22 protein-coding genes are annotated in these 21,873 nt (G+C 70.8%); 4 read left to right on the top strand and 18 right to left on the bottom strand.

From position 1 onward, the window contains the following. Nucleotides 1-2: 2 nt before the first annotated feature. Genes ACP2AD_RS05720 through ACP2AD_RS05685 form a run of 8 tightly spaced genes read right to left on the bottom strand, consistent with a single transcriptional unit; the run spans nt 3 to nt 8,611 of the window. Nucleotides 3-1,748: a flagellar hook-length control protein FliK gene (locus ACP2AD_RS05720; RefSeq protein WP_425229118.1), complete on the bottom strand. Its 1,746-nt coding sequence runs from the start codon at nt 1,746-1,748 to the stop codon at nt 3-5. Then, nucleotides 1,735-2,169 (bottom strand): hypothetical protein, encoded by a 435-nt coding sequence (locus ACP2AD_RS05715; protein ID WP_425229117.1) that lies wholly within the window; start codon nt 2,167-2,169, stop codon nt 1,735-1,737. The genes ACP2AD_RS05720 and ACP2AD_RS05715 overlap by 14 nt, the downstream gene beginning before the upstream one ends. Continuing rightward, the gene (locus ACP2AD_RS05710; RefSeq protein ID WP_425229116.1) at nt 2,169-3,500 is read right to left on the bottom strand and encodes a FliI/YscN family ATPase; all 1,332 of its coding nucleotides are present in this window, start codon (nt 3,498-3,500) and stop codon (nt 2,169-2,171) included. The genes ACP2AD_RS05715 and ACP2AD_RS05710 overlap by 1 nt, the downstream gene beginning before the upstream one ends. Then, nucleotides 3,494-4,213 (bottom strand): FliH/SctL family protein, encoded by a 720-nt coding sequence (locus ACP2AD_RS05705; RefSeq protein WP_425229115.1) that lies wholly within the window; start codon nt 4,211-4,213, stop codon nt 3,494-3,496. The genes ACP2AD_RS05710 and ACP2AD_RS05705 overlap by 7 nt, the downstream gene beginning before the upstream one ends. After that, on the bottom strand, nt 4,206-5,219 hold the full coding sequence (fliG, locus tag ACP2AD_RS05700; RefSeq protein WP_425229114.1) for a flagellar motor switch protein FliG: 1,014 nt from the start codon (nt 5,217-5,219) through the stop codon (nt 4,206-4,208). The genes ACP2AD_RS05705 and fliG overlap by 8 nt, the downstream gene beginning before the upstream one ends. Beyond that, nucleotides 5,216-6,922 carry a flagellar basal-body MS-ring/collar protein FliF gene (fliF, locus tag ACP2AD_RS05695; protein ID WP_425229113.1) on the bottom strand — a complete coding sequence of 569 codons (1,707 nt, stop codon included), beginning with the start codon at nt 6,920-6,922 and terminating at the stop codon, nt 5,216-5,218. Before fliF ends, fliG begins: the two co-directional genes overlap by 4 nt. A 1-nt stretch (nt 6,923) precedes the next feature. After that, complete coding sequence (gene fliE, locus ACP2AD_RS05690; protein ID WP_425229112.1) at nt 6,924-7,292, bottom strand: flagellar hook-basal body complex protein FliE; 369 nt, start codon at nt 7,290-7,292, stop codon at nt 6,924-6,926. Continuing rightward, complete coding sequence (locus ACP2AD_RS05685) at nt 7,289-8,611, bottom strand: sigma-54 interaction domain-containing protein (RefSeq protein WP_425229111.1); 1,323 nt, start codon at nt 8,609-8,611, stop codon at nt 7,289-7,291. The genes fliE and ACP2AD_RS05685 overlap by 4 nt, the downstream gene beginning before the upstream one ends. 247 nt (nt 8,612-8,858) lie before the next feature. On the opposite strand from ACP2AD_RS05685, the gene ACP2AD_RS05680 reads away from it, so the two are divergent. Then, nucleotides 8,859-9,677, top strand: a complete 819-nt coding sequence (locus ACP2AD_RS05680; protein WP_425229110.1) for a flagellin — start codon at nt 8,859-8,861, stop codon at nt 9,675-9,677. Nucleotides 9,678-9,892: 215 nt separating this feature from the next. On the opposite strand, the gene ACP2AD_RS05675 is transcribed toward ACP2AD_RS05680, so the two are convergent. The 4 genes from ACP2AD_RS05675 to ACP2AD_RS05660 are packed head-to-tail and all read right to left on the bottom strand — an operon-like array spanning nt 9,893 to nt 12,747. Next, complete coding sequence (locus tag ACP2AD_RS05675) at nt 9,893-10,306, bottom strand: hypothetical protein (protein ID WP_425229109.1); 414 nt, start codon at nt 10,304-10,306, stop codon at nt 9,893-9,895. Then, a complete protein-coding gene (locus ACP2AD_RS05670) occupies nt 10,303-11,307 on the bottom strand; it encodes a phosphotransferase family protein (protein ID WP_425229108.1) in 1,005 nt (334 codons plus the stop codon). Before ACP2AD_RS05670 ends, ACP2AD_RS05675 begins: the two co-directional genes overlap by 4 nt. Continuing rightward, the gene (locus ACP2AD_RS05665) at nt 11,304-12,392 is read right to left on the bottom strand and encodes a hypothetical protein (RefSeq protein WP_425229107.1); all 1,089 of its coding nucleotides are present in this window, start codon (nt 12,390-12,392) and stop codon (nt 11,304-11,306) included. The genes ACP2AD_RS05670 and ACP2AD_RS05665 overlap by 4 nt, the downstream gene beginning before the upstream one ends. A 19-nt stretch (nt 12,393-12,411) precedes the next feature. Then, a complete protein-coding gene (locus ACP2AD_RS05660; protein WP_425229106.1) occupies nt 12,412-12,747 on the bottom strand; it encodes a hypothetical protein in 336 nt (111 codons plus the stop codon). 72 nt (nt 12,748-12,819) lie between these two features. On the opposite strand from ACP2AD_RS05660, the gene ACP2AD_RS05655 reads away from it, so the two are divergent. Continuing rightward, entirely contained in the window at nt 12,820-14,214 is a 1,395-nt protein-coding gene (locus tag ACP2AD_RS05655) for an ABC1 kinase family protein (protein ID WP_425229105.1), read from the top strand. Between the two features lie 4 nt (nt 14,215-14,218). Here ACP2AD_RS05655 and tldD read toward each other — a convergent pair whose 3' ends face one another. The 3 genes from tldD to ACP2AD_RS05640 are packed head-to-tail and all read right to left on the bottom strand — an operon-like array spanning nt 14,219 to nt 16,370. Then, entirely contained in the window at nt 14,219-15,643 is a 1,425-nt protein-coding gene (tldD, locus tag ACP2AD_RS05650; RefSeq protein ID WP_425229104.1) for a metalloprotease TldD, read from the bottom strand. A 32-nt stretch (nt 15,644-15,675) separates the two neighbouring features. Then, nucleotides 15,676-16,143, bottom strand: a complete 468-nt coding sequence (locus ACP2AD_RS05645; RefSeq protein WP_425229103.1) for a DUF3224 domain-containing protein — start codon at nt 16,141-16,143, stop codon at nt 15,676-15,678. Beyond that, nucleotides 16,140-16,370, bottom strand: coding sequence for a zinc-finger domain-containing protein (locus ACP2AD_RS05640; protein WP_425229102.1), 231 nt, complete (start codon nt 16,368-16,370; stop codon nt 16,140-16,142). Before ACP2AD_RS05640 ends, ACP2AD_RS05645 begins: the two co-directional genes overlap by 4 nt. Nucleotides 16,371-16,432: 62 nt before the next feature. Here ACP2AD_RS05640 and ACP2AD_RS05635 point away from each other — a divergent pair, with 62 nt between their 5' ends. Further along, on the top strand, nt 16,433-17,365 hold the full coding sequence (locus tag ACP2AD_RS05635; RefSeq protein ID WP_425229101.1) for an ABC transporter ATP-binding protein: 933 nt from the start codon (nt 16,433-16,435) through the stop codon (nt 17,363-17,365). On the opposite strand, the gene ACP2AD_RS05630 is transcribed toward ACP2AD_RS05635, so the two are convergent. Together ACP2AD_RS05630 and ACP2AD_RS05625 are read right to left on the bottom strand one after the other, a co-directional pair. Beyond that, a complete protein-coding gene (locus ACP2AD_RS05630) occupies nt 17,353-17,838 on the bottom strand; it encodes a TM2 domain-containing protein (protein WP_425229100.1) in 486 nt (161 codons plus the stop codon). The two genes, ACP2AD_RS05635 and ACP2AD_RS05630, sit on opposite strands and share 13 nt — an antisense overlap. A gap of 81 nt (nt 17,839-17,919) precedes the next feature. Further along, the gene (locus ACP2AD_RS05625; protein WP_425229099.1) at nt 17,920-18,849 is read right to left on the bottom strand and encodes an iron-containing redox enzyme family protein; all 930 of its coding nucleotides are present in this window, start codon (nt 18,847-18,849) and stop codon (nt 17,920-17,922) included. Nucleotides 18,850-19,011: 162 nt separating this feature from the next. On the opposite strand from ACP2AD_RS05625, the gene nadB reads away from it, so the two are divergent. Next, nucleotides 19,012-20,616, top strand: a complete 1,605-nt coding sequence (gene nadB, locus ACP2AD_RS05620; protein ID WP_425229098.1) for an L-aspartate oxidase — start codon at nt 19,012-19,014, stop codon at nt 20,614-20,616. Here the strand turns inward: nadB and ACP2AD_RS05615 are convergent. Further along, a complete protein-coding gene (locus ACP2AD_RS05615) occupies nt 20,568-21,821 on the bottom strand; it encodes a cation:proton antiporter (protein ID WP_425229097.1) in 1,254 nt (417 codons plus the stop codon). The genes nadB and ACP2AD_RS05615 overlap by 49 nt on opposite strands. Between the last annotated feature and the right edge of the window lie 52 nt (nt 21,822-21,873).

The following is a 21,873-nucleotide window of genomic DNA, read 5'->3' as shown; positions in this document are numbered from 1 at the left end:
GTTCAGGCGAGACGGGTGTCGGACGGGGCGTCCGCAGGGTCGGTGAAGCGTGCTGCACGCGGCGGCGAGGCTGGGCGGGCGAGCGGGGTGGACGGTTGACGTCGATCGCCCTGTCCCTGCGTGCTGGCGTCGGCGGTCGCGGCACTGCCGGGCGTCAGCCGCAGGCCGCGCGCCTGCGCCAGCTCGGTGAGGCGCGGCTGCGCATCGGCGAGCAGCGTCTGCGTCGCGGGCTCGGCGGCGGCGAAGTGGACATGCACCGCATCGGCCTCGCGCCGCATCGCCACGTCGATCGTACCGAGCGCGTCGGGGTGAAGGCGAATGCGGGTGCTGGTCTCGTTCGCCGCGTCGCGCAGCTGCTCGATGCGCGCGACCATCGCCTCGGGCCAATGCGGCTGCGTGGTGTCGAGCGGCGCGGTAGGTGCGATCGCCACGACCGGTGCGGACGGCGCTATGCCGGCCGTCATACCCGGCGCGCCGGCGCTGTCGGCACGCGGCGCGAGCCGCCGCTCGGCCGCGACCGCACGGTGCAAGGCCGCGCCGAATGCCTGCACCGCAGGCAGCATGGCTGGCGTGGCGCTGGGCTGAAGACCGGCCAGCGGGATGGGACGGACCGCGGGCGCGGTCTCAATCGGGCGCTCGACCGGCGCGGTCGACGGCGTGGCGGCGACAACCGCAAACACGACTGGCCGTGGTTCCGGCGGCTGCGGCCCCGCGACGATTGTCAGCTTGGCGGGGACCGTCTGGGCGAGCGGCATCGGCACGGCCGCGCCGAACGGCAGCGCAGCAACGGCGGCGGCACGTTGAACTACGGGCGCGCCCGCTACCGTGGAAAGCGCCTCGGACGCCTGGTTGGGCGATGCGGCAACTGCGGCACGATCAGCCATACCGGCGGGGGACGGGACATCTGCGGAACTGGCCGGAGTCACATCTGAAAGCTGACGGTATGGCGCCGGCGCACGCGCAGGCTGGGTCGGTTCTGCCAGAGAAGTCGCGGTTGCGGGCCTCGAAGTCCTCGCCTGGGCGGGGGCCGCGCGGGTACCGGCCGCCGCAGCTTGGCCTGCCGATGCGCCGACGTTCGTCGTAGTTTCCGAAGGCCGGTCCATCGCCGGCGGCATCGTTGGCGGGGTCGATGCCGACCACGCGGCCGGAGCCCCGGTCGAATCGGCGGCGGGGGTCGCGGTGGCCGCCCCGGTTGCCGCCGATGAAGGTTCGCTGGGTTCGCCCGCCTTGTCGCCCGGCCGGTCATCGTCGCGCTCGGCATCGGCGTGGGGGCTCAATCGGACAGGGCGCGATGACGATCCGGCGACTTGATCCTGCCCGCGAGCGGTGACGTTGATCGGCGTCGGACTTGGCCCGGCAATGCGCAGTGTCGAATCCGGTTGCAGCCCGCCGTCTTCACACGGCGGCGCGGCTCGACCAGTGTCCCGACGGAGCGGGATCGGCGCAGCCGCCACATCTTCGCGCGGCACGTCGATCGCTGTTGCGCTATCGCTCGGCACCGGCGTGACGGTACTCGGCACCGCACTGCCGCCGGGCGGCAGGATGGTGCCGGATGCTACCGGCGGCGCGGTGGTGAGCAGCGGCGCAGGTAGCGCCGCGGAAGGCTGGCCGTCCGGCACCAGCAACGTCGTGAACACCGGCGCGAACCCGTTGCCGCCGCCCGGTTTCACGGACGGCGGATTGAAGAGCGACGGCAGGGGTGAGGCGGCGGCGATCACGGGCATCGACGGCGGTTCAGCAAGGATCATGCCGAAGCATCACGGACGCGAAGCGCGTCGGCACCGGCGCACCCTCCAGCGCGCGAATCGCGGCCAGCGCAGCGGCGGCATCGGCACGTGCCTGCAGCTTCTCGACGGCCTTCAGGTCACGCTCGGCATCGCGTGCCGCGTCACCCGCCGCATCGGCACGGCGTGCGGCTTCGGCGACGCGGTCCTGCGCCGCAAATGATGATTGATGCAGCCGCTCGCGATAATGCGCCGCCGCCGACAGCGAGAAAGCGACGGCGGCCGTCGGTGCGGGCGCGATGCCGGCGGCCAGTGCCGCGACGCGCCCCGCCAGCGCTGTCTCCGACGCGACCTGCGCCTCCGCATCGGCCTGCGCGGTGCGGGCGAGCAACAGCTGCACCGCGCGCACCCGCTCGACCCGCGCGAGCTGACTGGCGGTCGCCATCAGGCGCCGGTCGGGTCCGGACCAAACACGCCCACCAGTTCGGCGGCGGCATCGGCAAGGCTGACGACCTCGGCGGCGTCCTGACGGATGAAAGCGGTGATCGCGGGGTGGCTCGCCACGGCGGCGTCGATCTGCGGGTCCGCGCCGTGGCGATACGCGCCCATCAGCAGCAGGTCGCGATTTTCTTCATAGGTCGCCAGATGCCGCCGCAGCGCGCGCGCGGCGCGGACGTGCTCGGCCGGCACGATGTCGGTCATGACCCGGCTCACCGAGGGACCGACGTCGATCGCGGGATAGACGCCGCGCTCCGCCAGCGCGCGGCTGAGCACGATATGGCCGTCGAGGATCGAACGCGCCGCGTCGACGACGGGGTCGCTATTGTCGTCGCCGTCCGCCAGCACCGTGTAGATTGCGGTGATCGAACCGCCGCTTGCAACGCAGGCGCCCGCGCGCTCGATCAGATTTGGCAGCATGGCGATCGCCGACGGCGGATAGCCGCGTGCCGACGCCGGCTCGCCCAGCGCCAGCCCGATCTCACGTCCGGCATGTGCGACGCGGGTCAGCGAATCCATGATGAGCAGGACGCGCTTGCCCTCGGCGCGGAACCCTTCCGCGATGGCGTGCGTCCTTAGCGCACCCCGGATGCGCAGCACCGGCGAGTGGTTGGCGGGCACCGCGACGACCACCGAACGCGCCCGCGCCGCCCCCGCGACCTTGGTTTCCAGGAAATCGGCGACTTCCCGGCTGCGCTCGCCGATCAGGCCGATGACCACCACATCAGCGGCGGCTGCCTGGACGATCATGCCGAGCAGGACCGACTTGCCGACCCCCGACCCCGCCATGATCCCAACGCGCTGGCCCTGGCCGATGGTGAGCAGCCCGTTGATCGCACGGACCCCCACGTCGAGCGGCGCACGCACACGGTCACGGTTGAGCGGCGACTGGTGTACGCCCGCGAGCGGCCCCCTGCCCGCGCCGCGGATCGGTCCCAGCCCGTCGATCGGCTTGCCCGCGCCGTCGACGACGCGCCCCAGCAGCGCCGCGCCGACCTCCGCCTCGCCGACCACCCCGGTCGGCTGCACCCGCGCACCGGGCAGCAGCGCCGCGGGCCCGCCCAGGTTCATCATCAGCGTCGCGCGCCCGCGAAAGCCGATCACCTCCGCCTCGACCGCATCGCCGACGCGGCAGACGGTGCCGACCGGCACCTGCAGCCCGACCGCCTCCATCAATAGACCGTCAAAGGAAGACAGCCGCCCCGACACCCGCGGCCGGGCAGCGAAGTCGGCGGCCGCCAGCGTGTCGAGATAGTCGCCGGCGAAGCGATTCAGCATGCCGGAGGCACCGCCGCGCGATCGATCGCGGCCGCAAGCTGGTCGAGCCACAGATCGGGTCCGTCTTCGATCACCGTCGACGCGCTCTCCAGCACGAAGCTGCCGCGCGCCACCGCCGCGTCGCCTGCCGCGAACACCGTCGCGGGCAGCCGTCCTTCGACCAGCGCCATATCGGCCGGGTTGAGCCGCAGCAGCGCCGATTCCGCTGCATCGGCGAGCAGATCCGTGGCTGCACCGACGCGGGTCAGCAGCAGCTCGGCCGACACTCCCGCCTCGCCGATCAGCTTGGCGACGAGGTGGAGCACCGTCTGGCGCAGCCGCCGGGCAAGCAGGTCGCGATCGACCGGCCGTCCCCGCGCCAGCGCATGTGCCAGCGTCTCCAGCAGCGCCTGATCAGCCGCCGCCCGGGCCGTCACCGACGCCAGCGCGGCGGCCTCGCCCTCGGCGAAGCCCGCCGCGTGGGCGGTGGCGATCGGATCGAGATAGCCGCTCGCGCTGCCATTGGGGTCGAGCGGGTTCCACCCCGCGGTCGGATTGGCGGCGCGATCGGCGGGACTGAAGCTGCGCGGCCGGTCGCCCGGCGCGCTGCCCGGCGCCTGCGGCTCGAACGGACGGGACTCGGGCGCAAACGCCTGGTGCAGCAGCGCCGCCGCCGCGCTGTGCCGCGCCGCAAAGCCTGCCTGAAACTGGTCGGGCAGGAACTCGTCAGACATAATCGTCGTCGCTGCCGCCGCCCATCTGGATGGTGCCGTCCTTGGCCAGCGCGCGCGCGATGGCGATCATCGCCTTCTGCGCCTCCATCACGTCGGCCAGCTTGGTCGGGCCCCGCGCTTCCATCTCGTCGCGGATGCCGTCGGCGGCACGTGCCGACATGCAGCCGAGAATGCGGCTGCGCGCGGCCTCGTCGACGCCCTTCAGCGCCTTGACCAGAATCTCGCCATCGACATTGCGGATCAGCGCGCCCAGATTCTTGTCGTCCATCTCCAGGAGGTTGTCGAAGACGAACATCGCCTCTTCGATCGCGCGCGCCATCTCCTTGTCGATCTTGAACAGCTTGGGCATCACCCGCTGCTCGGTGGCCTTGCGCGCGCCCGACAGGATTTTCGCCGCCTCGCGCGTGCCGCCCAGCGTCACCCCCGCCTGTGCGGCGGGCGCGTTGCGGTTGGCGAGTACGGTCTTCAGCGTCTCGACCGCCTCCGGCGCGATCGGCCCCAGCCGTGCGACGCGGTGGAGGATGTCGGGCTGCACCGCATCGGGCAGCAGTTCGAGCACCTGGCCCGCCACATGCGGCTCCAGATTCGCGATCAGCACCGCCGCGATCTGCGGGTGCTCCTTTTCGATCAGCTGCGCGATCTCACCGGCGTCGAGCCATTGCAGCATCTCCAGCTCGCACTGCGCCTCGGCCGGCGTGATCCGCGCCAGCACGCTGTCCGCTTTTGTCGAGCCCAGCGCCTTGGTCATCACCGCCTCGATCCGCGGGCGCGGGTCGAACTGGATCGACGAACGCTCGCGTGCCTTGGCCGCGAAGTCATCGAGCACGTCCTCGACCGCCTGCTCGCTGACGTCCGCCACCGCGAACATCGCCTTGCCGAGCTGGCGCACCTCTTCGGGGTCGAGCTTCTGGAGGATGGCGGCGGCCTCCTCCTCGCCGACCAGCATCATCAGCACCGCGGCGCGTTCGACGCCCGAATAGCTCCGCGGCTGCACGGTTGCGGTCACTTGCCGTCCGCCTTGATCATGTCGCGCACCGCCAGCGCCGCGCGCGCCGGATTGTCGCGGGTGAAGCCGCGCACTGCGCCCAGCCGCTCGTCCATCGCGCGCGCGCCCGCCAGCTGGTCCAGCCCGACTGGCGCTGCGACGGCCATTCCGTCCTTGCCGATCGCGAGCATCTGCGCGCCCGCCGGCGTCTCCTCACGCTTCTTCATCAACGCCTTGGCGAGCGGGCGCACGCCGAGAAACAGCACCAGCAGCGCGATGATCAGCGCCGTGCCGTTGCGCGCCAGCATCGGCACCAGGCTGTTGTCATACCATTTCGGCCCCGCCGCCGCGGCGCCGGTGTCGGCGCCTGCAAACTTGCGGCTGATCACCGTCACCTGATCCTGGCGAGCCGCGTCGAAGCCGACCGCGCTCTTCACCAGATCGGTGATCTGCTGGATCTCGTTCGCGGACCGGCGGTTGCGCTCTGGATCGCGGAGCAGCACCGCGACCGACAGCCGCCTGACGCCGCCTGGGGCATTCTGCGTGACCGAAACCTCGCGGCCATTGTCATAGGCGCGCTGAAAGGTGTCGCTCTGCTTTTCCGGATTGACGCCGGGCCCGCCCGCGACCGGGGTGCGGTCGGGTGTCGCGGGCGCACCGGCGGCGGCGCCGGAGGCACCCGTCGCGGGCTGCGGGGTCGACAGGGTGGAGGCGGGCGGCGGTGTGTTGCTGAGCGCGCCGGGAATACCGCCGGGCGCACCCGGCGCGCCGTCGCGCTGGTTACCGGTCCAGTTGCCGGTCTCTGCGCGCACGACCTGGCCCGCGCGGTCATAGGTCTCGCGCGTCGCCTGCGTCGCGTCGAGGTTGACCTCGGCCTGCACCTCCGTGGTGAAATTGCCCGCGCCGAACAGCGGAGTGAGCAGCTGCTGGAGCTGCTGGCGGTATTTGTCCTCGACCCGGCGCTGGAAGTCGATGCGGCTGTCGCTGGCGGCGCGGCCCGGATCGCTGCTGCCTGCATGGGTGAGCAGTGCGCCCAGCTGATCGACCAGCGTCACCGCGTCGGGCCTCATGCCCGGCACCGACGAGGCGACCAGATTGACGATCGACGACACCTGCGCCTCGGACAGCGAGCGGCCGCCCTGCAGCTTGAGCACCACACTGGCGGACGGCGCGGCGTTGTCGCGCACGAACACGCTCGTCTCCGGCATGGCGAGATGGACGCGCGCCTCGGCGACCGCATCGATCTCCTCGATCGAGCGCGCCAGTTCGGTTTCACGCGCCTGGCGCAGCCGTTCGCCCTCGACCGCCCGGCTGACCCCCATCGGCAGCTGGTCGAGGATCGCGTAACCGCCGGGCGCCGCCTTGGGCAGTCCCTGCCCCGCCAGCAGCATGCGGGCGCGGCTGTAATCCTCATCGGCGACGGTCAGCGCGCCGGTGCCCTCATCGACGCGGCTGGCGATCCCGCCCTGCGTCAGCGCCGCGGTGACCGCGGCCTTGTCGCTGTCGGGCAGACCCGCGAACAACGTCCGCTGCGTCGGCGTCGAGAAGGTCATCCAGGCCAGCGCCGCCGCGGCGATCAGCCCGACCAGCAGCGCCATCGGCAGCGAGCGGCGGACGGCGGGCTGCGCGAGCATGCCCCTGATCTGTGTCAGCGGGTTGGCGAAACGCTCGGGCATGCCCGACGCGCCCAGGGTGCCCGGCGTGGTGGCGAGAGCGGTGCTCATATCAGACCGGCATGCTCATGATGTCCTTGTACGCCGCCAGGATCTTGTTCCTGACCTGCAAGGTCGCTTCGAACCCGACCGACGCCTGCTGGCGAGCGAGCATCACCTTGGCGATGTCGACCTCCTGCCCGCGCTCATAGGCTTCGGAGAGCTGCGACGCGCGGTTCTGGCCGTCGTTGACGTCGCGCAACGCGCCTTCCAGCGTCGCCGCGAAGCTGGTGGGCTGCGTGGGCTGGGGTGCTGCGACCGGGCCGGTCGATCCGGCCCGCGCCAGCGCCTCGTTGCGCTGCAGGATCTCGGCGCGGAGCTGCATCACGCGGTCGACGCTCATCGCGCTCTGCGCGCCGCCGATGCCCGACAGGGCGCTCATGCCGAAGCGGCCCAGCTATGCGGCGCGACCCCGGAGCCGAACACATCCTCGCCCTGCTCGCGCGCCTTGGCGAGGCGGTAACGCAGCGTGCGTTCGGAGATGCCGAGCCGCCGCGCCGTCTCGATACGGCTGCCGTTGCAGGCGCGCAGCGTGTCGCGGATCGCCTGGAACTCGCTCATCTGGACGACCTTGCCCAGCGAGCGCTGTCCCGCATCCTCGTTAGCGGCGATCGGCCGCAGCGGCATGGCGGCGGCCGGGGTCGGCTGGAAGGTGAAGGAGATCGCGCGATCGAAGACGATGTGGCTGGCCTCGATCGTGGCGCCGCCGGCGAACAGCAGCGCGCGCTGGATCACATTCTCCAGCTCGCGGACATTGCCCGGCCAGTCGTGGCGGAGGAGCTGATCGAGCGCCTCGGGCGTCGGCCAGGGCACCAGGCCGCGCCCGCCGGCATGGCGCAGGATCATCGTCGCGGCGAGCGCGGGAATATCCTCCGGCCGCTCGGCCAGCGGCTTGGTCGCCAGCGGGAACACCGCGAGCCGGTAATAGAGATCGGCCCGGAACCGCCCCGCGGCGACTTCGGCCTGCAGGTCGCGATTGGCGCAGGCGATGACGCGGACGTCGATCGGCTGCGGCACGCTGGCGCCTAGCGGCACCACCTCCCGCTCCTGCAGCACCCGCAGCAGCTTGGCCTGCAGCGACAGCGGCATCTCGGCGATTTCGTCGAGCAGCAGCGTGCCGCCGTCGGCTGCGCGGAAGAAGCCCTCGCTCGCCCCAGCCGCGCCGGTGAAGGCGCCCTTCTGATGCCCGAACAGCAGCGCTTCCAGCATCGTCTCGGGCAGCGCGGCGCAGTTGATCGCGATGAACGGCCTGCTCTTGCGGAGCGACTGATTATGGATCGCCCGGGCCAGCACTTCCTTGCCGGTGCCCGTCGGGCCGTTGATCAGCACGGTGATGTCGGCGGCCGCGACGCGCTCGGCCAGCGCCAGCAGCGCCAGGCTCTCCGGATCGGCCGCGGTCGGCTGTTCCGGTCCGGCGATCAGCGCGCGGGCAAAGCCGTAGCCGATCCGCGCGTCGGCGGCGCCGAACGCAATCCGCGCCGGGTTGCCGCCCTGTGACGGTACGACGCTGCGGCCTTCCTCGCCGATGACGACGGTGCGCGCGGCCGCCGGCACCCGCTCACCGTCGGCGACCAGGAACAGATCGCCGGCCGTGGGCGCCGCGTTGGCCAGCGAGCCGATGCCGAAACCTTGTGCGCGCAACCCGGAAACAAGGGCGTAGCGGCGGGCGAGAATGGCGGCAGATGGGAAGATCGTGCGCATTGAAACCCCTTTGACCGTACCGGTGTGCGGCAAAGGTGGTAAATTGCCGGTTAAACATCTTGCCGCCCGGCAAGGTTTTTCCGGGCGCGCCGCCGGCGTCCGGCCGGGCCCGCGTCGCGCACGCGAGGGAGGCCGCGCCGAAAATGTCCCTAAAGCTCCAGCAGCTACGGCCGTTATCCCCGACGGCGGCTCGGCCCTTCCGCTCAGGGGGCGGCGGGGAGGCGCCAGGCAAATGAGGAGTTTTCACATGACCGTGATCGGAACCAACACCGCGTCGCTGCGCGCGGGCAATGCGTCGACCAGTGCCAACATGCAGCTGTCGATGGCGATGGAGCGTCTGTCGACCGGCAAGCGCATCAATTCGGCGAAGGACGACGCTGCCGGCCTTGCGATCGCGGCGTCGATGACCTCGCAGGTCCGCGGCATGAACCAGGCGATCCGCAACGCCAATGACGGCATGTCGATGGCGCAGACCGCGGAAGGCGCGCTGGGCGAAGTCACCAACATGCTGCAGCGTATCCGCGAGCTGGCGGTGCAGTCGGCCTCGGGCACCTATAGCGATGCGACCGACCGCGTGAACCTGAACGCCGAAGTCACCGCGCTGACCGCGCAGATCACCGACATCCTGACCAACAGCAAGTTCAATGGCGTCAAGCTGTTCGACGGCTCGGCGGGCGCGTCGGGCGTGGTGGCGATCCAGACCGGTGCCAATGCGGGCGACACGGTCAACCTCAGCCTGACGGCGATCACCAACTCGACGTCGGCAACCGCCGTCGACACGGTGGCGCACGCCAATACGGCGCTGGGGACGGTCGATACGGCGCTCGGCACGATCAACACGGCGCGCGCCAACCTGGGTGCGGCGCAGAGCCGGTTCCAGTCGGTGGTCAACAACCTGACCAGCAACGTCACCAACCTGACGGACGCGCGCAGCCGCATCGAGGATGCCGACTTCTCGGCGGAAACCGCGAACCTGGCGAAGGCGCAGATCCTGACCCAGGCGTCCACGGCGATGCTGGCCCAGGCGAACCAGAGCCAGCAGGGCGTGCTCAAGCTGCTCCAGTAATGGCCCGGATCGGCGCCGGCACCGCCCCCTAAGACGGGTGTCGGCGCCGGCCCTCCGGCGGAGGGTGAGCGGAGAAGCCGGCGTGCGCAAGCACGTCGGCTTCTTCCGCGATCGAGCAGGCGAAGCGAGCTCAACGCCCCCGGTTGGCGGCGCGATTGCGCCGTCCTAAGAGCGGGGTTCACTCCCGCGGCGGGCTCGCCTCAACAACCCCCCCATCAATGCGGCGGCAGCACCAGCATCCTGCCTTCGGCCATCCGCCGATACAGCGCCAGGATCGCGGCATCGCACGCCCGGTCGCCGCGTGCCTCCACCGCCTCATGCAATGCGATCAACCGCCGCCGCAGCGTGGCATTGACCGCGTCCAGCGCCGCGATCGTCGGCTCGGCGCTCTCGGGCAGGTCGGCCCCGCCGTCATCGTCCGGCCGAGCCGCCGTCAGCACCGCCGCGATCGCCGCATTCTCCGCCAGCCGCACCGCCGCGCCCGCCTCGGCCTCCTGCGCCGCCAGCACGCTCAGCAGCGCCACGACCGATAGCTTCGCGCCGGCATAGTCCGCGCCGCCCTCTTCCCCCGCAAGCGATGCGATCACGCGCGCATTGCCGGCCAGGATAGTCGCGGTCGTCGGCGTCATGCGGCGAAATGCTCCAGCTGCGCGGCGATGATCTGATCGTGTCGGCGCGCGGTGTACCAGCCGGAAATCGCCAGCACTGGATCGACCATGCCGGTATCGACCCAGGCCTTGGCGGCCGACGTCCAGATCGCCTGCCCCTTCACCGCCGCGAACAACGACCACCAGGCGAGCGCGCGCGCGTCGACCGCCATCCCGCTCGCCCCCGACCATGCCGCCAGCGCTGTCTCGCGCGGCAGCAGTCCGGCGACGCGCTCCGGGTCATCATGGCCCCATAGCGGATCGATGGCCCAGGCAAGGTCCTCCAGCGGATCGCCGCCATGCGCCATCTCCCAGTCGAGCACCGCGAGCAGCGCGCCCGCGCCATTGTGCATGACATTGCCGGAGCGATAGTCGCCATGCACGACCGCAACATACGGCGGCGGCGGCGGCGGGTGGGCGCGCAGCCGCCGGATCGCGGCGCGGACGATCGGCTGCGGGTGCTGCTCGTCGGCATCGATCACGCCCGCCCAGTGATCGAGCTGCACCCGCCAGCACGCGTCAGGCGCAGGCGCGTCGACGGCCCCGGCGAGCGGCGTCCCCGCCAGCGGCGTCGCCGCCAGCCTGCCCAGTCCGGTGAAGAACGCCGCGCCCAGCGTCGCTGCTGCCGCGCCGTAGGGATCGGGCGAGAAGGGCGAAGCCACGCTGCCGCCGTCGATCCGCTCCATCACGAAGAAGGGGGCGCCCAGCGCCGCCGCGCCTTCCTCCAACAGCAGCGGCGCCGGCGCGGGCACCCGCCCCTGCGCCGTCTGCAGCGCCGCGAACTCAACGCGGCGCTCGGTCTCGATCAGGCTATCGCCCGGATCGCGGCGCAGGATCAGTGGCCGCCGCGCGTTACCCACGACCGCATCGAACCGCCACGTTTCCCGGCTCGCCCCGCCGGGAATGCGCGCGAGCCCCTCGACCGCCACTGCCGCACCCCATTGTCGACCGAGATAGGCAGCGAGATCGTCCGTCAGCGTCATGGCGTCACGTCGGCAAGACCGGTGAATCCGGATGGCGCATGCGCCCCGATCGCGAGCTGCTCCAGGACGCCGCGACCCTGTCGCACCGTGCCCGCCGCGTCGGTCCAGCGCACCTCGGACAGCGCCTGGATGTGAAAATGCTGCGGCTGGCTCCGGTCGAGATCGGCGGTGGCGAAATCCTCCCGCTCCGTCGCCAGCGGCCCGTGATCGGTGCCGTGCGCCCAGCGCGGGTGACCATAGCCGAGCCCCAGCATCATGAACTCCGCGACCGGCGTGAAGATCACCTCGCCCTCATCGATCCGCAGCGTCGCCGCCGTCGCTGCCCGCGTGCCCGGGCGCCAGGCCAGCTCGGCCGTCCCATCGACAGCCCGCTCGTCCGCGGGGGCACCGCCGGCCGGCATCACCACTCCGCGCCGGTTCCACGGCCGGCCATGCTCATCGTCGTTGCTGTGCCAGAACAGGTCGCGGTCGGGGAACACGCACGGGCTCCACAGCCAGAAGAATTGCGGCAGCACCGGCGGCGGCTGCACGTCGCGCGCGCCGACCGGGCGGACCCCCCAGCTGCGGTCGCGCGTGCCCGCGAAGCCGGTGACGTCATGCCGCTCGCCGTCCACCTCGACCCAACCGTCGTAGCCGCCATTCTGCGTCAGACGCATATAGTCGAGCAGCGTCCGCGGCCCGATCCGGCGGGTGAAGCGCGGCTCCTCGATCGGAAAGCTGCGGCCGGTGAAGGTGAGGTCCGCCGTAATACCCTGGTCGGGCGCATCGACGGTGATGCGCAGGGTGCGGAGCGGCTCCACCACTTCGATCCGCACCGGCCCTGCCTGCATTAGCAGCCGCTCGCCACCAGCCCGCGCGGCGGCGTGGAGGTTGACCTGCCGCCCGTTCGCCATCCAGCAGACATGCGCATCGACGATGTCGAGTTGCGGATAGACCCCGAACGCCACCGCCAGCATCCGCGTGTCGCCCGCCGTCAGGCTGTAGCCGTTGAAGAAGTAGCGATCGTAGAAGTTGCGGTCGGTTCCGGCGAACGCGATGGGCTCTGCAGTCTGATGCAGCGGATAATCGTCACCCTGGGTCAGCATGGCGCGAGTGAAGCCCGGATCACGCGGGCGGGCAAGCCTCTTGTGTTGCGAACCACGCCGCATAGCTGCTGTTGCGGGCCAGCCGCCGGTTCTGGTCGGGCGCACCGTCGCGCCACCACACCTGCCCACGCTCACCCAGCGCCACCTTTGCCGCGTGCACGGCGGCACGCGCGGTGGCCAGCGCCTCCAGGTCGGCAGTCCTCATCGCCGCGCCGGCCGCACGGCGTGCCGTCATCAGCTCCCCGACCAGCACGGCCCGCCGCGCCTCGGTCGGCGATGGGTCGGCGCGTCGCCACAATCGGCCGCGCACGACGATGTAGCGCCCGTCCGGCGTGACCAGCGGCTCGTCCGGCATCCTGCATCAACGCCGTGCCGATCACCTGGTGCCCCCGGGGGAACTCGCGCGCGACCGGATGCTTGATCCTGCATGGCAGAAGACGAAAGACATCGCGCGGTGCCCAGCGGACGCGTCGCGCGGCTGGCGGGTTTCGGCCGGCTCGCGGGCGGTGTGGCGGGTGGCATGCTGGCGGAAGGCGCGCGCAAGCTTGCCGCGGGCGAGCGGCCGCGCATGGGCGATCTGATACTGACGCCCGCCAACGCGCGACGCGTCGCCGATCGGCTGGCGCACCTGCGCGGCGCGGCGATGAAGCTCGGGCAGATGATCTCGATGGATGCGGGCGACCTGCTCCCGCCCGAGCTGTCCGCGATCCTCGCGCGGTTGCGCGACCAGGCCTATCGCATGCCGCCGCAGCAGCTCCAGCAGGTGCTGGTCGCCGAATGGGGCAGCGATTGGCGCCGCCGCTTTCGCCATTTCGAGGCGTCCCCGATCGCCGCCGCCTCGATCGGCCAGGTTCACCGCGCGACGCTGCCCGATGGGCGGCGGCTGGCGGTCAAGGTCCGGTATCCCGGCGTCGCCGGCAGCATCGACGCCGATGTCGACAATGTCGCGACGCTGCTGCGCGTGTCGCAGCTGTTGCCCGCAGGCCTCGACATCCGGCCGCTGCTCGACGCGGCCAAGCGGCAGCTGGCGGAGGAAGCCGATTATGCGCGCGAAAGCGCGGCGATGGCGCGCTACGTCGAGCGGCTGGCGGGCGATCCGCGCTATGCCGTGCCCGAGCCCGAGCCGGCGCTGACCACCGGACGCGTGCTCGTGATGAGCTTCGTCGAGGGTCGCCCGATCGAGACGCTGGGCGACGCGCCGGCGGACGAACGCGACGCGGCCGCGACTGCGCTGATCGAGCTGGTGCTCGCCGAGCTGTTCCGCTTCGGCGAGATGCAGACCGATCCCAACTTCGCCAATTATCGCTGGCAGCCGGAGACGCGCAGGCTGGTGCTGCTGGATTTCGGCGCCACGCGCCCGGTGCCGCCCGCGACCGCCGCCGCCTATCGGGCGCTGATCGAGGCGGGTCTGTCGCGCGATCGAGACCGTATCCGCGATACAGCCGTCGCCGCCGGCTTCCTGGGTGCGGCCGCGGCGGCGCGGCACAGCCCGGCGATCGACCGCATCATTTCCGCGGTCGACGAAGCGCTCAACCGCGACGGCCCGTTCGACTTCGGCGACCGCGCCTTCGTGCCGGTCGTCCGCGAGGAAGCAAAGGCGCTGCTCGCCGACCGCGACAGCTGGCACGTGCCGCCGGTGGAGACGCTGTTCGTGCAGCGCAAGGTCAGCGGCACCGCGCTGTTGGCGGCACGGTTGAAGGCGAAGGTGAACGTGCGCGGGCTGGCGGCGGGGGCAATCGACGCCGATCTGGATGGAGCTGACGCTGACCCCAACTTCCGACGAACAATCGGCGCCCTGGACGTGCTGACCGGCAGCGGGTGACGGCCTAAACCGCCGTTCCGCCGACCGTCAGCCCGTCGACCAGCACCGTCGGCTGCCCGACCCCCGCCGGCACGCTCTGCCCGGCCTTGCCGCAGACGCCGACGCCCTCGTCCAGCGCCCAGTCATTGCCGATGCCGGTCACTCGCGTCAGCACCGTGGGGCCGTCGCCAATCAGCGTCGCGCCCTTGATCGGCGCGCCGATCCGGCCGTCCTCGATCAGATACGCCTCGGTGCACGAGAAGACGAACTTGCCCGAAGTGATATCGACCGAGCCGCCGCCGAAGCTCTTGGCAAAGATGCCGCGCTTGACCCGCGACAACAGCTCGCCCGGATCGTCGCGGCCGCCCAGCATGAAGGTGTTGGTCATCCGTGGCATCGGCGCATGCGCGAAGCTCTCGCGGCGGCCGTTGCCCGTGGGCGCGACCCCAGTCAGCCGCGCGTTCAGCCGGTCCTGCATATAGCCTTTCAGGATGCCGTCCTCGATCAGCACCGTCTCGGCGGTCGGTGTGCCCTCGTCGTCGACCGACAGCGACCCGCGCCGGTCGGCGATCGTGCCGTCGTCGACCACCGTCACGCCCGGCGCGGCGACGCGCTCGCCGATCCGCCCGGAAAAAGCGCTGGTGCCCTTGCGGTTGAAGTCGCCTTCCAGCCCGTGCCCGACCGCTTCGTGGAGCAGCACGCCGGGCCAGCCCGGCCCGAGCAGCACCGTCATATCGCCCGCCGGTGCATCCACCGCCTCCAGATTGATCAGCGCCTGCGCCAGCGCCTCGTCGATCGCGCGCGTCCAGACCGGCTCGGCAAGCAGCCGGTCGTACAGATAGCGCCCGCCGATCCCGAACGTCCCCGTCTCCCGCCGCCCGTTCTGCTCGACCACAATCTGGACGTTCAAGCGCACCAGCGGCCGCACGTCGGTCGCGACGAAGCCGTCCGGCCGCACGATCTCGACCACGGTCCACGTGCCCGAAAGCCCGACCGAGACCTGCGCCACCCGCGGATCACGCGCGCGCGCCGCAGCGTCGATCGCCTGGCACAGGCTCACCTTGTCGGCGAAGGGCACCAGGTCGAGCGGGTCGGTGTCGGTATATAGCCGCCGGTTGGTGCCGTTGGGCGGACCCGGGCGCTGGCCGGTCGCCGGCTCGATCAGCGCCATCGTCGCCGCGGCGCGCTTGATCGCCGCCGCCGAGAGTTCGTTGGCATGCGCAAAGGCGGTCATCTCGCCTGACACCGCGCGCAGCCCGAACCCGGCATGCGTGTCATAGCTCGCGGTCTTCAAACGCCCGTCATCAAACCCGAACGCCTCGGCGCGGCGATATTGCAGGTACAGCTCACCGTCGTCGGCCTTGCCCAGCGCCTGCGCGGTCAGCGCCAGCGCCGCTTCGGGCGACAGGTCGTCACGGTAGAGAAAGGAGCGGGGGTCCTGATACGTCATGCCCAGCAGATAAGCTGCCTGCGCGCTCCCGCCTAGTGGCTGGCGGGCAGCGAATAGGCGAGGTCGTAATGGTGCACGCCGTCGCGGACCTCGATCGACAGGCTGCCCGCGATCCCGGTCAGCCCGCCCGTGCCGCTGCCCGGCGCGATCACCACCGTCAGCACGCTGCCCGCCTGCGACATCGTTCCCTGATGCAGCAGCAGAAAGCCGCCGCTGCGCCCGGCAAGCGTGCCGTTGATCTGATCGATCGCAACATAGGCGGCGGCGTGGCCCGGCTGCGGGACGCCCGCGCTCAGCATCGTGCCGATCGCGGTCGCGACCAAATCGCCGCCGAACGTCTTGGCGATCGCCATCCGTGCGGTCGGCATCCCGCCGGCGGGCGCGGGGGCCTGTGCCTCCGTCGTGATCGTGACCTGGAACGTGCCGGTGGCGTGGTGCATCTGGGCTTCCTGTGCTGCGGCGGGCGTGGCGACCGCCAGCAGCAGGGCGAGCGCCCTCACCTTGCGCCTTCGCTGATGTCCGGCAGCGCCGCTTGGTCAGCGCCGTCCGCTGCGCCGCCGATCAGGACGAAGCGGCGGTCGCAATACCCACAATCAACATAGCCATGCTCGTCGATCTGCAGCCATACACGCGGATGGCCCAACGCCGCGCCGCCGGGAATGTCGGATGCGCCGTCACAGGCGACACGGCGCTGGCTGACACGGGTGATCTCGAGCGGCGGGGTCATGGGTCTCGCGGTAGCAAGCGTCACGTTGCCCTTCAATCCTCGTGCGCCTATCCCCCGCCGCCATGAACGAAGCCGCCATCAGCATCGACCGGCTGTGCAAGACCTATCAGGGCGGCAAGCAGGCGCTCGACGGGGTCAGCTTCGACGTGCCGCGCGGCAGCATCTTCGGGCTGCTCGGGCCCAATGGTGCGGGCAAGTCGACGCTCATCAACATCCTAGCGGGGCTGGTCAACAAGACGAGCGGGACCGCGTCGATCTGGGGCTTCGACATCGACGCGCACCCGCGCAACGCGAAGGCGTCGATCGGCATCGTCAATCAGGAGATCCTGTTCGACCCCTTCTTCACGCCGGTCGAGACGCTGGAAATCCAGGCCGGGCTGTACGGCGTGCCCAAGGCGCAGCGCCGCAGCCTCGAGCTGCTCCGCGCGGTACATCTGGAGGACAAGGCCAACGCCTATGCCCGCACGCTGTCGGGCGGCATGAAGCGGCGGCTGATGGTCGCCAAGGCCATGGTTCACTCGCCCCCCGTGCTGGTGCTGGACGAGCCGACCGCGGGTGTCGACATCGAGCTCAGACAACAGCTTTGGGCCTATGTCCGCGCGCTCAACGCTGGCGGCGTCACCGTCGTGCTGACCACCCATTATCTTGAGGAGGCCGAACAGCTCTGCGACCGCATCGCGATCATCAACCACGGCCGGCTGGTGGCGAACGAGCCGACCCGCACGCTGGTCGCGCGCGCGCAGGAGAAGGTGGTGGCGGTGACCGTCGACCGTGACCTGGCCGCCGCCCCGCAGGCGCCCTGCTTCGAGAAGATCGTGCTGAAGCCCGCCCGCGTGCTGGAGATCACCTACGACAAGAGCCGGGTGAATGCGGGCGAAGTGCTGGCCGCGGTGCAGGCGGACGGACTGGGGATCGTCGACGTCTCGACCCGCGAGGCGGACCTCGAGGATGTGTTCCTCAGCCTGGTGCGCGGCTCCGCCGCTCAACTCCCATAGCGCCGCGCGAAGTCGCGGTCGGTCATCACCAGGTAGCGGATGCAGTCGATGATCGCCCAGGGCCCGGTGATCAGCATGCCGACCACCGTGATCGTCAGCACCAGCATCACGATCCCCGACCCCGTCCGCCCCAGATAGAAGCGGTGGATGCCGAGCACGCCCAGGAAAAAGGCGAGCAGCGCCGCAACGATCTTGTTGCGGTCGGTCGTCGGCTCGTAGCGGCCCGGGGGATAGGCGACGGCATAGACGGGCGGGGCGGCCGTCGCGGGCACGGCCGCCGCCGCCGGTGCGACGGGGACGGGAAAGATGCTGTGGGCACGGTCCGCTTCAGGGTTGAAATCGACCGGCAGGCCGATCTGCGGCTCGCCGCGATGCGCCCAGTCATCGGGGCGGAAACTGTACCGCCGCCCGTCCTCGCCGGCGAGCTGGCCCTCGCCGGTCCGCATATCCACGCCGAGAATCTGTCCGCGCACGCCCTTCCCTCCGACCGGCGCATTCTGTCACGAAGAGGCGGGCGGACGCAACGGTGTATTGCCGGGGTCAGGCACTCTGCTTCAGAAGGCGAACGCTCGTTTCTCTTCTTTCGGCGCGTTCCACAGGTTGGCGCGATAGCGTGCGAAGCAGCGCTCGCCGCATTTCAGCCGGATCAGCGCGCCCTCCGCCATCGCACGGCCGCGGCTCGGGTCCTCAGCCATCGCCGGGCGCAGCGCCTCGCGGATCCAGTCGGCCGCATGCTTGATATCGAGCACCGAATGGAGCGCGAAGTACTTCCGCTCCTTGCCCGAAAAGCCCAGCCGCCGCAGCCCTTGTTCGACCAGCGCCGCACGCGCCGGCGCGGTCAGCTCGATGACGCCCAGCGCACCGACCGAATGCCAGGCATAGCGCCGGTTCGCCGCCATCGCCGTCATCGCGTTTGCCAGCGTCAGGCTTTCGGCCACCGTCCGGTCGATCGCCGGGTCGACCTGCAGCGTCTCGACCAGTGCATCGAGCATCGGCCCGTGCATCCCATTGGGGTTGCCGCGCCCCATCTCGTCCCAATAGTTGCGCGCCAGCTCCAGCTTGGGCGCGACTGGCAGCTTGACCTGCGTCATCGCGACCAGATCGTCGAACCCGGCCTCGCCCGCCGCTTCCTGTTCGAAGAACCAGCGGAACTCGTCCAGCGTCGCTTCCTCCGCCAGCCAGGGGAACAGCGCGTCGTGCTGCCCCGGGCCATGCGGCTCCAGGGCCTCGAACCAGGCGACGAAACCGTCGACATCGGTGGGGGCCGCCGACGCTGCGCCGGCCACCTCGGCCCGAAGCGTCTCCAGGAACTCGCCCTCCAGCCGCTGCATCCGGGCATCGCGATCGAGCTGCGCGCGCCAGTCGTCGGCCGGGAAGCCGGGTGCCAGACGGGTGCGGTTCCACCGCGCCAATCGTCGCTGCGTGTCGTCGGATAGAAGGTCATCCGTCGCCGGGGCGGCGGCGGGGTGAACGAGCTGAAGCATGGATGATCCCGGGTTGGTGTGCGCAGCAAACCCCCGAACCGCCGCGACGGTTCACTGCCCGGCCCGGAATTGTGCTTGCGAAAGATCAACTTGGCCGCGCCGCTTGCGTCCAGCCAGCCTGCGGCCCGATAGTGCGCGACGACGGCGCCCACGGAGAAGCTTTTGCCCGACCTGCACAAAAGCTCAGACCCGCATCTCAGCGATGTCCTCATCGTCGGTTCCGGCGCCGCCGGACTGACCGCCGCACTCAACCTCGCCGGGCGTTTCCGTGTCACGGTGCTCGCCAAGGGCGGGCTCGACGAGGGTGCTACCGCCTGGGCGCAGGGCGGTATCGCCGCGGTGCTGGAAGAGGGCGACACCTTCGAACAGCATATCGAGGACACGATGATCGCGGGCGCGGGGCTCAACGACCGCGGCGTCGTCGAGATGGTGGTCGAGCGTGCGCCCGCCGCGATCCATCGGCTCGAAGCGCTGGGCGTTCCCTTCGCAACCGAGGGGAGCGCCCTCCATCTCACCCGCGAAGGCGGCCATTCGCACCGCCGTATCGTCCATGTCGCCGACGCGACCGGCTGGGCGGTGCAGGAAGCGCTGCTCCGCGCCGCTGCCGCGCACCCCAACATTAGGCTCGTTCCCGATCAGGTCGCGATCGACCTCGCCACCTCACGCCACGAGGAGCGCTATTCGGGCGCGGGCAACGTGTGGGGTGTCTACGCCGTCGATCGCACCAGCGGCCACGTCGGCCTCTTCACCGCCCGCGCGACGATCCTGGCGACCGGCGGGGCGGGGCGGACCTACCTCTTCTCCACCGCGCCGCGCGGCGCGACCGGCGACGGCATCGCGATGGCCTGGCGGGCGGGGTGCAGGGTCTCCAACATGGAGTTCATGCAGTTCCACCCGACCTGCCTCTACAATCTCGACGTCAAGAACTTCCTCATCACGGAGGCGGTGCGCGGCGAGGGCGGGTGGCTGCTAAATCCCAGGACCGGGCACCGCTACATGCCCGACCTCGATCCGCGCGCCGAGCTGGCGCCGCGCGACATCGTCGCGCGGGCGAACGATGCGGAGATCAAGCGCGACGGGCTCGACTATGTCCATCTCGACATCAGCCATCAGCCGCCCGAGTTTGTCCGCGGCCACTTTCCGACGATCTACGAAAAGCTGCTCGGGCTGGGCATCGACATCACGCGCCAGCCGATCCCGGTGGTGCCCGCCCAGCACTACACATGCGGCGGCATTGTCGTCGACCGCGACGGCCGCACCGACCTGCCCGGGCTGTACGCGGCGGGCGAGTGCACGCAGTCGGGGCTGCACGGGGCGAATCGGCTGGCGTCCAACAGCTTGCTCGAATGCTTCGTCTTCGGCGACGCCGCCGCCGCGCACATCGCCGCGCAGTGGGACGCGCTGCCGCCTGTGCCCGCGATCCGGGGGTGGGACGAAAGCCGCGTCGCCGACTCCGACGAAGAGGTCGTCATCAAGCAGAACTGGACCGAGATCCGCCGCTTCATGTGGAATTACGTCGGCATCGTCCGCACCACCAAGCGGCTGGAACGCGCGCGCACCCGCATCCGCATGATGACGGAGGAGGTCGCCGACTATTACGGCCAGTTCCGCGTCACCCCCGACCTGATCGAGCTGCGCAACCTGCTCCAGACCGCCGACCTGATCGTCCGCAGCGCGCTGCACCGCCATGAGAGCCGGGGCCTCCACTACACACTGGACTATCCCGAGACGCTGCCGGTCGCGGTCGACACGGTGCTGGTGCCCTGACCCGCGGCCCGGCCGTTCCCGCGGCGCAGGCCCAGGCTGCCCACCAGCCACGGCATCGTCAGCCCTTGGACCAGGATCGAGAACGCGACGACGGCGAACGCCACCGCGACGATCGTCCGCCGCTCCGCCACCTGAACCGGCAGCGCCAGCGCCAGCGCCAGGGCGAGCGCCCCGCGCAGACCGCCCCAGAACAGCACATGCTTATAGCGCCACTCGACCCTCAGCCGGGTCCGCGCGAAGGCAAAGGCAACGGGATATACGGTCGCCGCGCGGCCGAGCAGCGACAGCGCCACCGCGACCGCCGCCGCCTCCACCACCAGCCCGAGCGGCACCGTCACCCCTTGGCCGCCGATCAGCAGGAAGATCATCGAGTTGATCGCGAACGCCGCGACTTCCCAAAAGCCGCGCACCCCCTCATGCCCGTTGTCGCTGATCGCGTAGGAGAAGCCCCAGTTGCCGACCACCAGCCCCGCGGTCAGCGTCGCCAGCACCCCCGAGCACCCCAGCGCCTCGGCCAGCAGGAACGAGCCATAGGCGATGATCGCCGACAGCGCGATCTCGACCAGGCGGTCCTGCGTCCGCCCGGCGAGCAGCACCAGCGGCACCGTCACCGCGACGCCGCAGCCGATCCCGCCCAGCACGGTCGCGACCAGGTTGAGCGCCACACCGGCCGGTGTCGCCACCCCGCCCGCCGCGACCCCGGCCAGGATCGCGAAGCCGACCGCCGCCACGCCGTCGTTCAACAGGCTCTCCGCCTCGACCAGCAGGTGCAGCCGCGGCGCGACATGAAGCTGCTTGAAGGCCGCGATTACCGACACCGGGTCGGTCGCCGCGATCAGCACTCCGAACAGCCCGGCGCCCAGCCAGCTCCAGCCGACCAGCCAGTGCATCCCCCCCGCCACCACCGCGACCCCCAGCGCCATCCCCAGCGTCACCAGGGCGGCAAGCAGCGGCAGCTCGCGCCGCAGCCGCCGCCAGGGGATCTGGATCGCCGCCTCAAACACCAAGGGTGGCAGGAAGCCGAGAAAGATCAGATCGCGCGTCAGCGGCGGAGTGAATCCTTGCGCCGCCAGCGACAGCGCACCGCCCGCGACGACTAGCCCGGCACTGTAGGGCAGGCGCAGGCGTTGTGACACGATCGCAACCAGCGCCGCGATCATCAGCAGCGCGCCAAGTACCCGGAAATCAAAGCCTTGCGCCAGCATTCTCTTCCGTTCGTCGTGCTGGAGGGGGTGCTCGTCGCACGGCCGAATCGTC

It is taken from the genome of Sphingomonas sp., from assembly GCF_965248875.1.
GTDB lineage: Bacteria > Pseudomonadota > Alphaproteobacteria > Sphingomonadales > Sphingomonadaceae > Sphingomonas.
Note: the sequence above shows the minus strand (reverse complement) of the source record. Positions and strands in the feature narration are given on the sequence as shown.

Excerpts from the sequence above, each read along its gene's own strand:
- ACP2AD_RS05680 (WP_425229110.1), top strand. The coding sequence starts at position 8,859 with ATGACCGTGATCGGAACCAACACCGCGTCGCTGCGCGCGGGCAATGCG.
- ACP2AD_RS05675 (WP_425229109.1), bottom strand. The coding sequence starts at position 10,306 with ATGACGCCGACGACCGCGACTATCCTGGCCGGCAATGCGCGCGTGATC.
- fliE (WP_425229112.1), bottom strand. The coding sequence starts at position 7,292 with ATGAGCGCCCTGTCGGGCATCGGCGGCGCGCAGAGCGCGATGAGCGTC.
- ACP2AD_RS05665 (WP_425229107.1), bottom strand. The coding sequence starts at position 12,392 with ATGCTGACCCAGGGTGACGATTATCCGCTGCATCAGACTGCAGAGCCC.
- ACP2AD_RS05635 (WP_425229101.1), top strand. The coding sequence starts at position 16,433 with ATGAACGAAGCCGCCATCAGCATCGACCGGCTGTGCAAGACCTATCAG.
- ACP2AD_RS05625 (WP_425229099.1), bottom strand. The coding sequence starts at position 18,849 with ATGCTTCAGCTCGTTCACCCCGCCGCCGCCCCGGCGACGGATGACCTT.
- fliF (WP_425229113.1), bottom strand. The coding sequence starts at position 6,922 with ATGAGCACCGCTCTCGCCACCACGCCGGGCACCCTGGGCGCGTCGGGC.
- ACP2AD_RS05715 (WP_425229117.1), bottom strand. The coding sequence starts at position 2,169 with ATGGCGACCGCCAGTCAGCTCGCGCGGGTCGAGCGGGTGCGCGCGGTG.
- ACP2AD_RS05640 (WP_425229102.1), bottom strand. The coding sequence starts at position 16,370 with ATGACCCCGCCGCTCGAGATCACCCGTGTCAGCCAGCGCCGTGTCGCC.
- ACP2AD_RS05615 (WP_425229097.1), bottom strand. The coding sequence starts at position 21,821 with ATGCTGGCGCAAGGCTTTGATTTCCGGGTACTTGGCGCGCTGCTGATG.
- ACP2AD_RS05670 (WP_425229108.1), bottom strand. The coding sequence starts at position 11,307 with ATGACGCTGACGGACGATCTCGCTGCCTATCTCGGTCGACAATGGGGT.
- ACP2AD_RS05685 (WP_425229111.1), bottom strand. The coding sequence starts at position 8,611 with ATGCGCACGATCTTCCCATCTGCCGCCATTCTCGCCCGCCGCTACGCC.
- ACP2AD_RS05655 (WP_425229105.1), top strand. The coding sequence starts at position 12,820 with ATGGCAGAAGACGAAAGACATCGCGCGGTGCCCAGCGGACGCGTCGCG.
- ACP2AD_RS05710 (WP_425229116.1), bottom strand. The coding sequence starts at position 3,500 with ATGCTGAATCGCTTCGCCGGCGACTATCTCGACACGCTGGCGGCCGCC.
- ACP2AD_RS05660 (WP_425229106.1), bottom strand. The coding sequence starts at position 12,747 with ATGCCGGACGAGCCGCTGGTCACGCCGGACGGGCGCTACATCGTCGTG.
- ACP2AD_RS05720 (WP_425229118.1), bottom strand. The coding sequence starts at position 1,748 with ATGATCCTTGCTGAACCGCCGTCGATGCCCGTGATCGCCGCCGCCTCA.
- tldD (WP_425229104.1), bottom strand. The coding sequence starts at position 15,643 with ATGACGTATCAGGACCCCCGCTCCTTTCTCTACCGTGACGACCTGTCG.
- ACP2AD_RS05705 (WP_425229115.1), bottom strand. The coding sequence starts at position 4,213 with ATGTCTGACGAGTTCCTGCCCGACCAGTTTCAGGCAGGCTTTGCGGCG.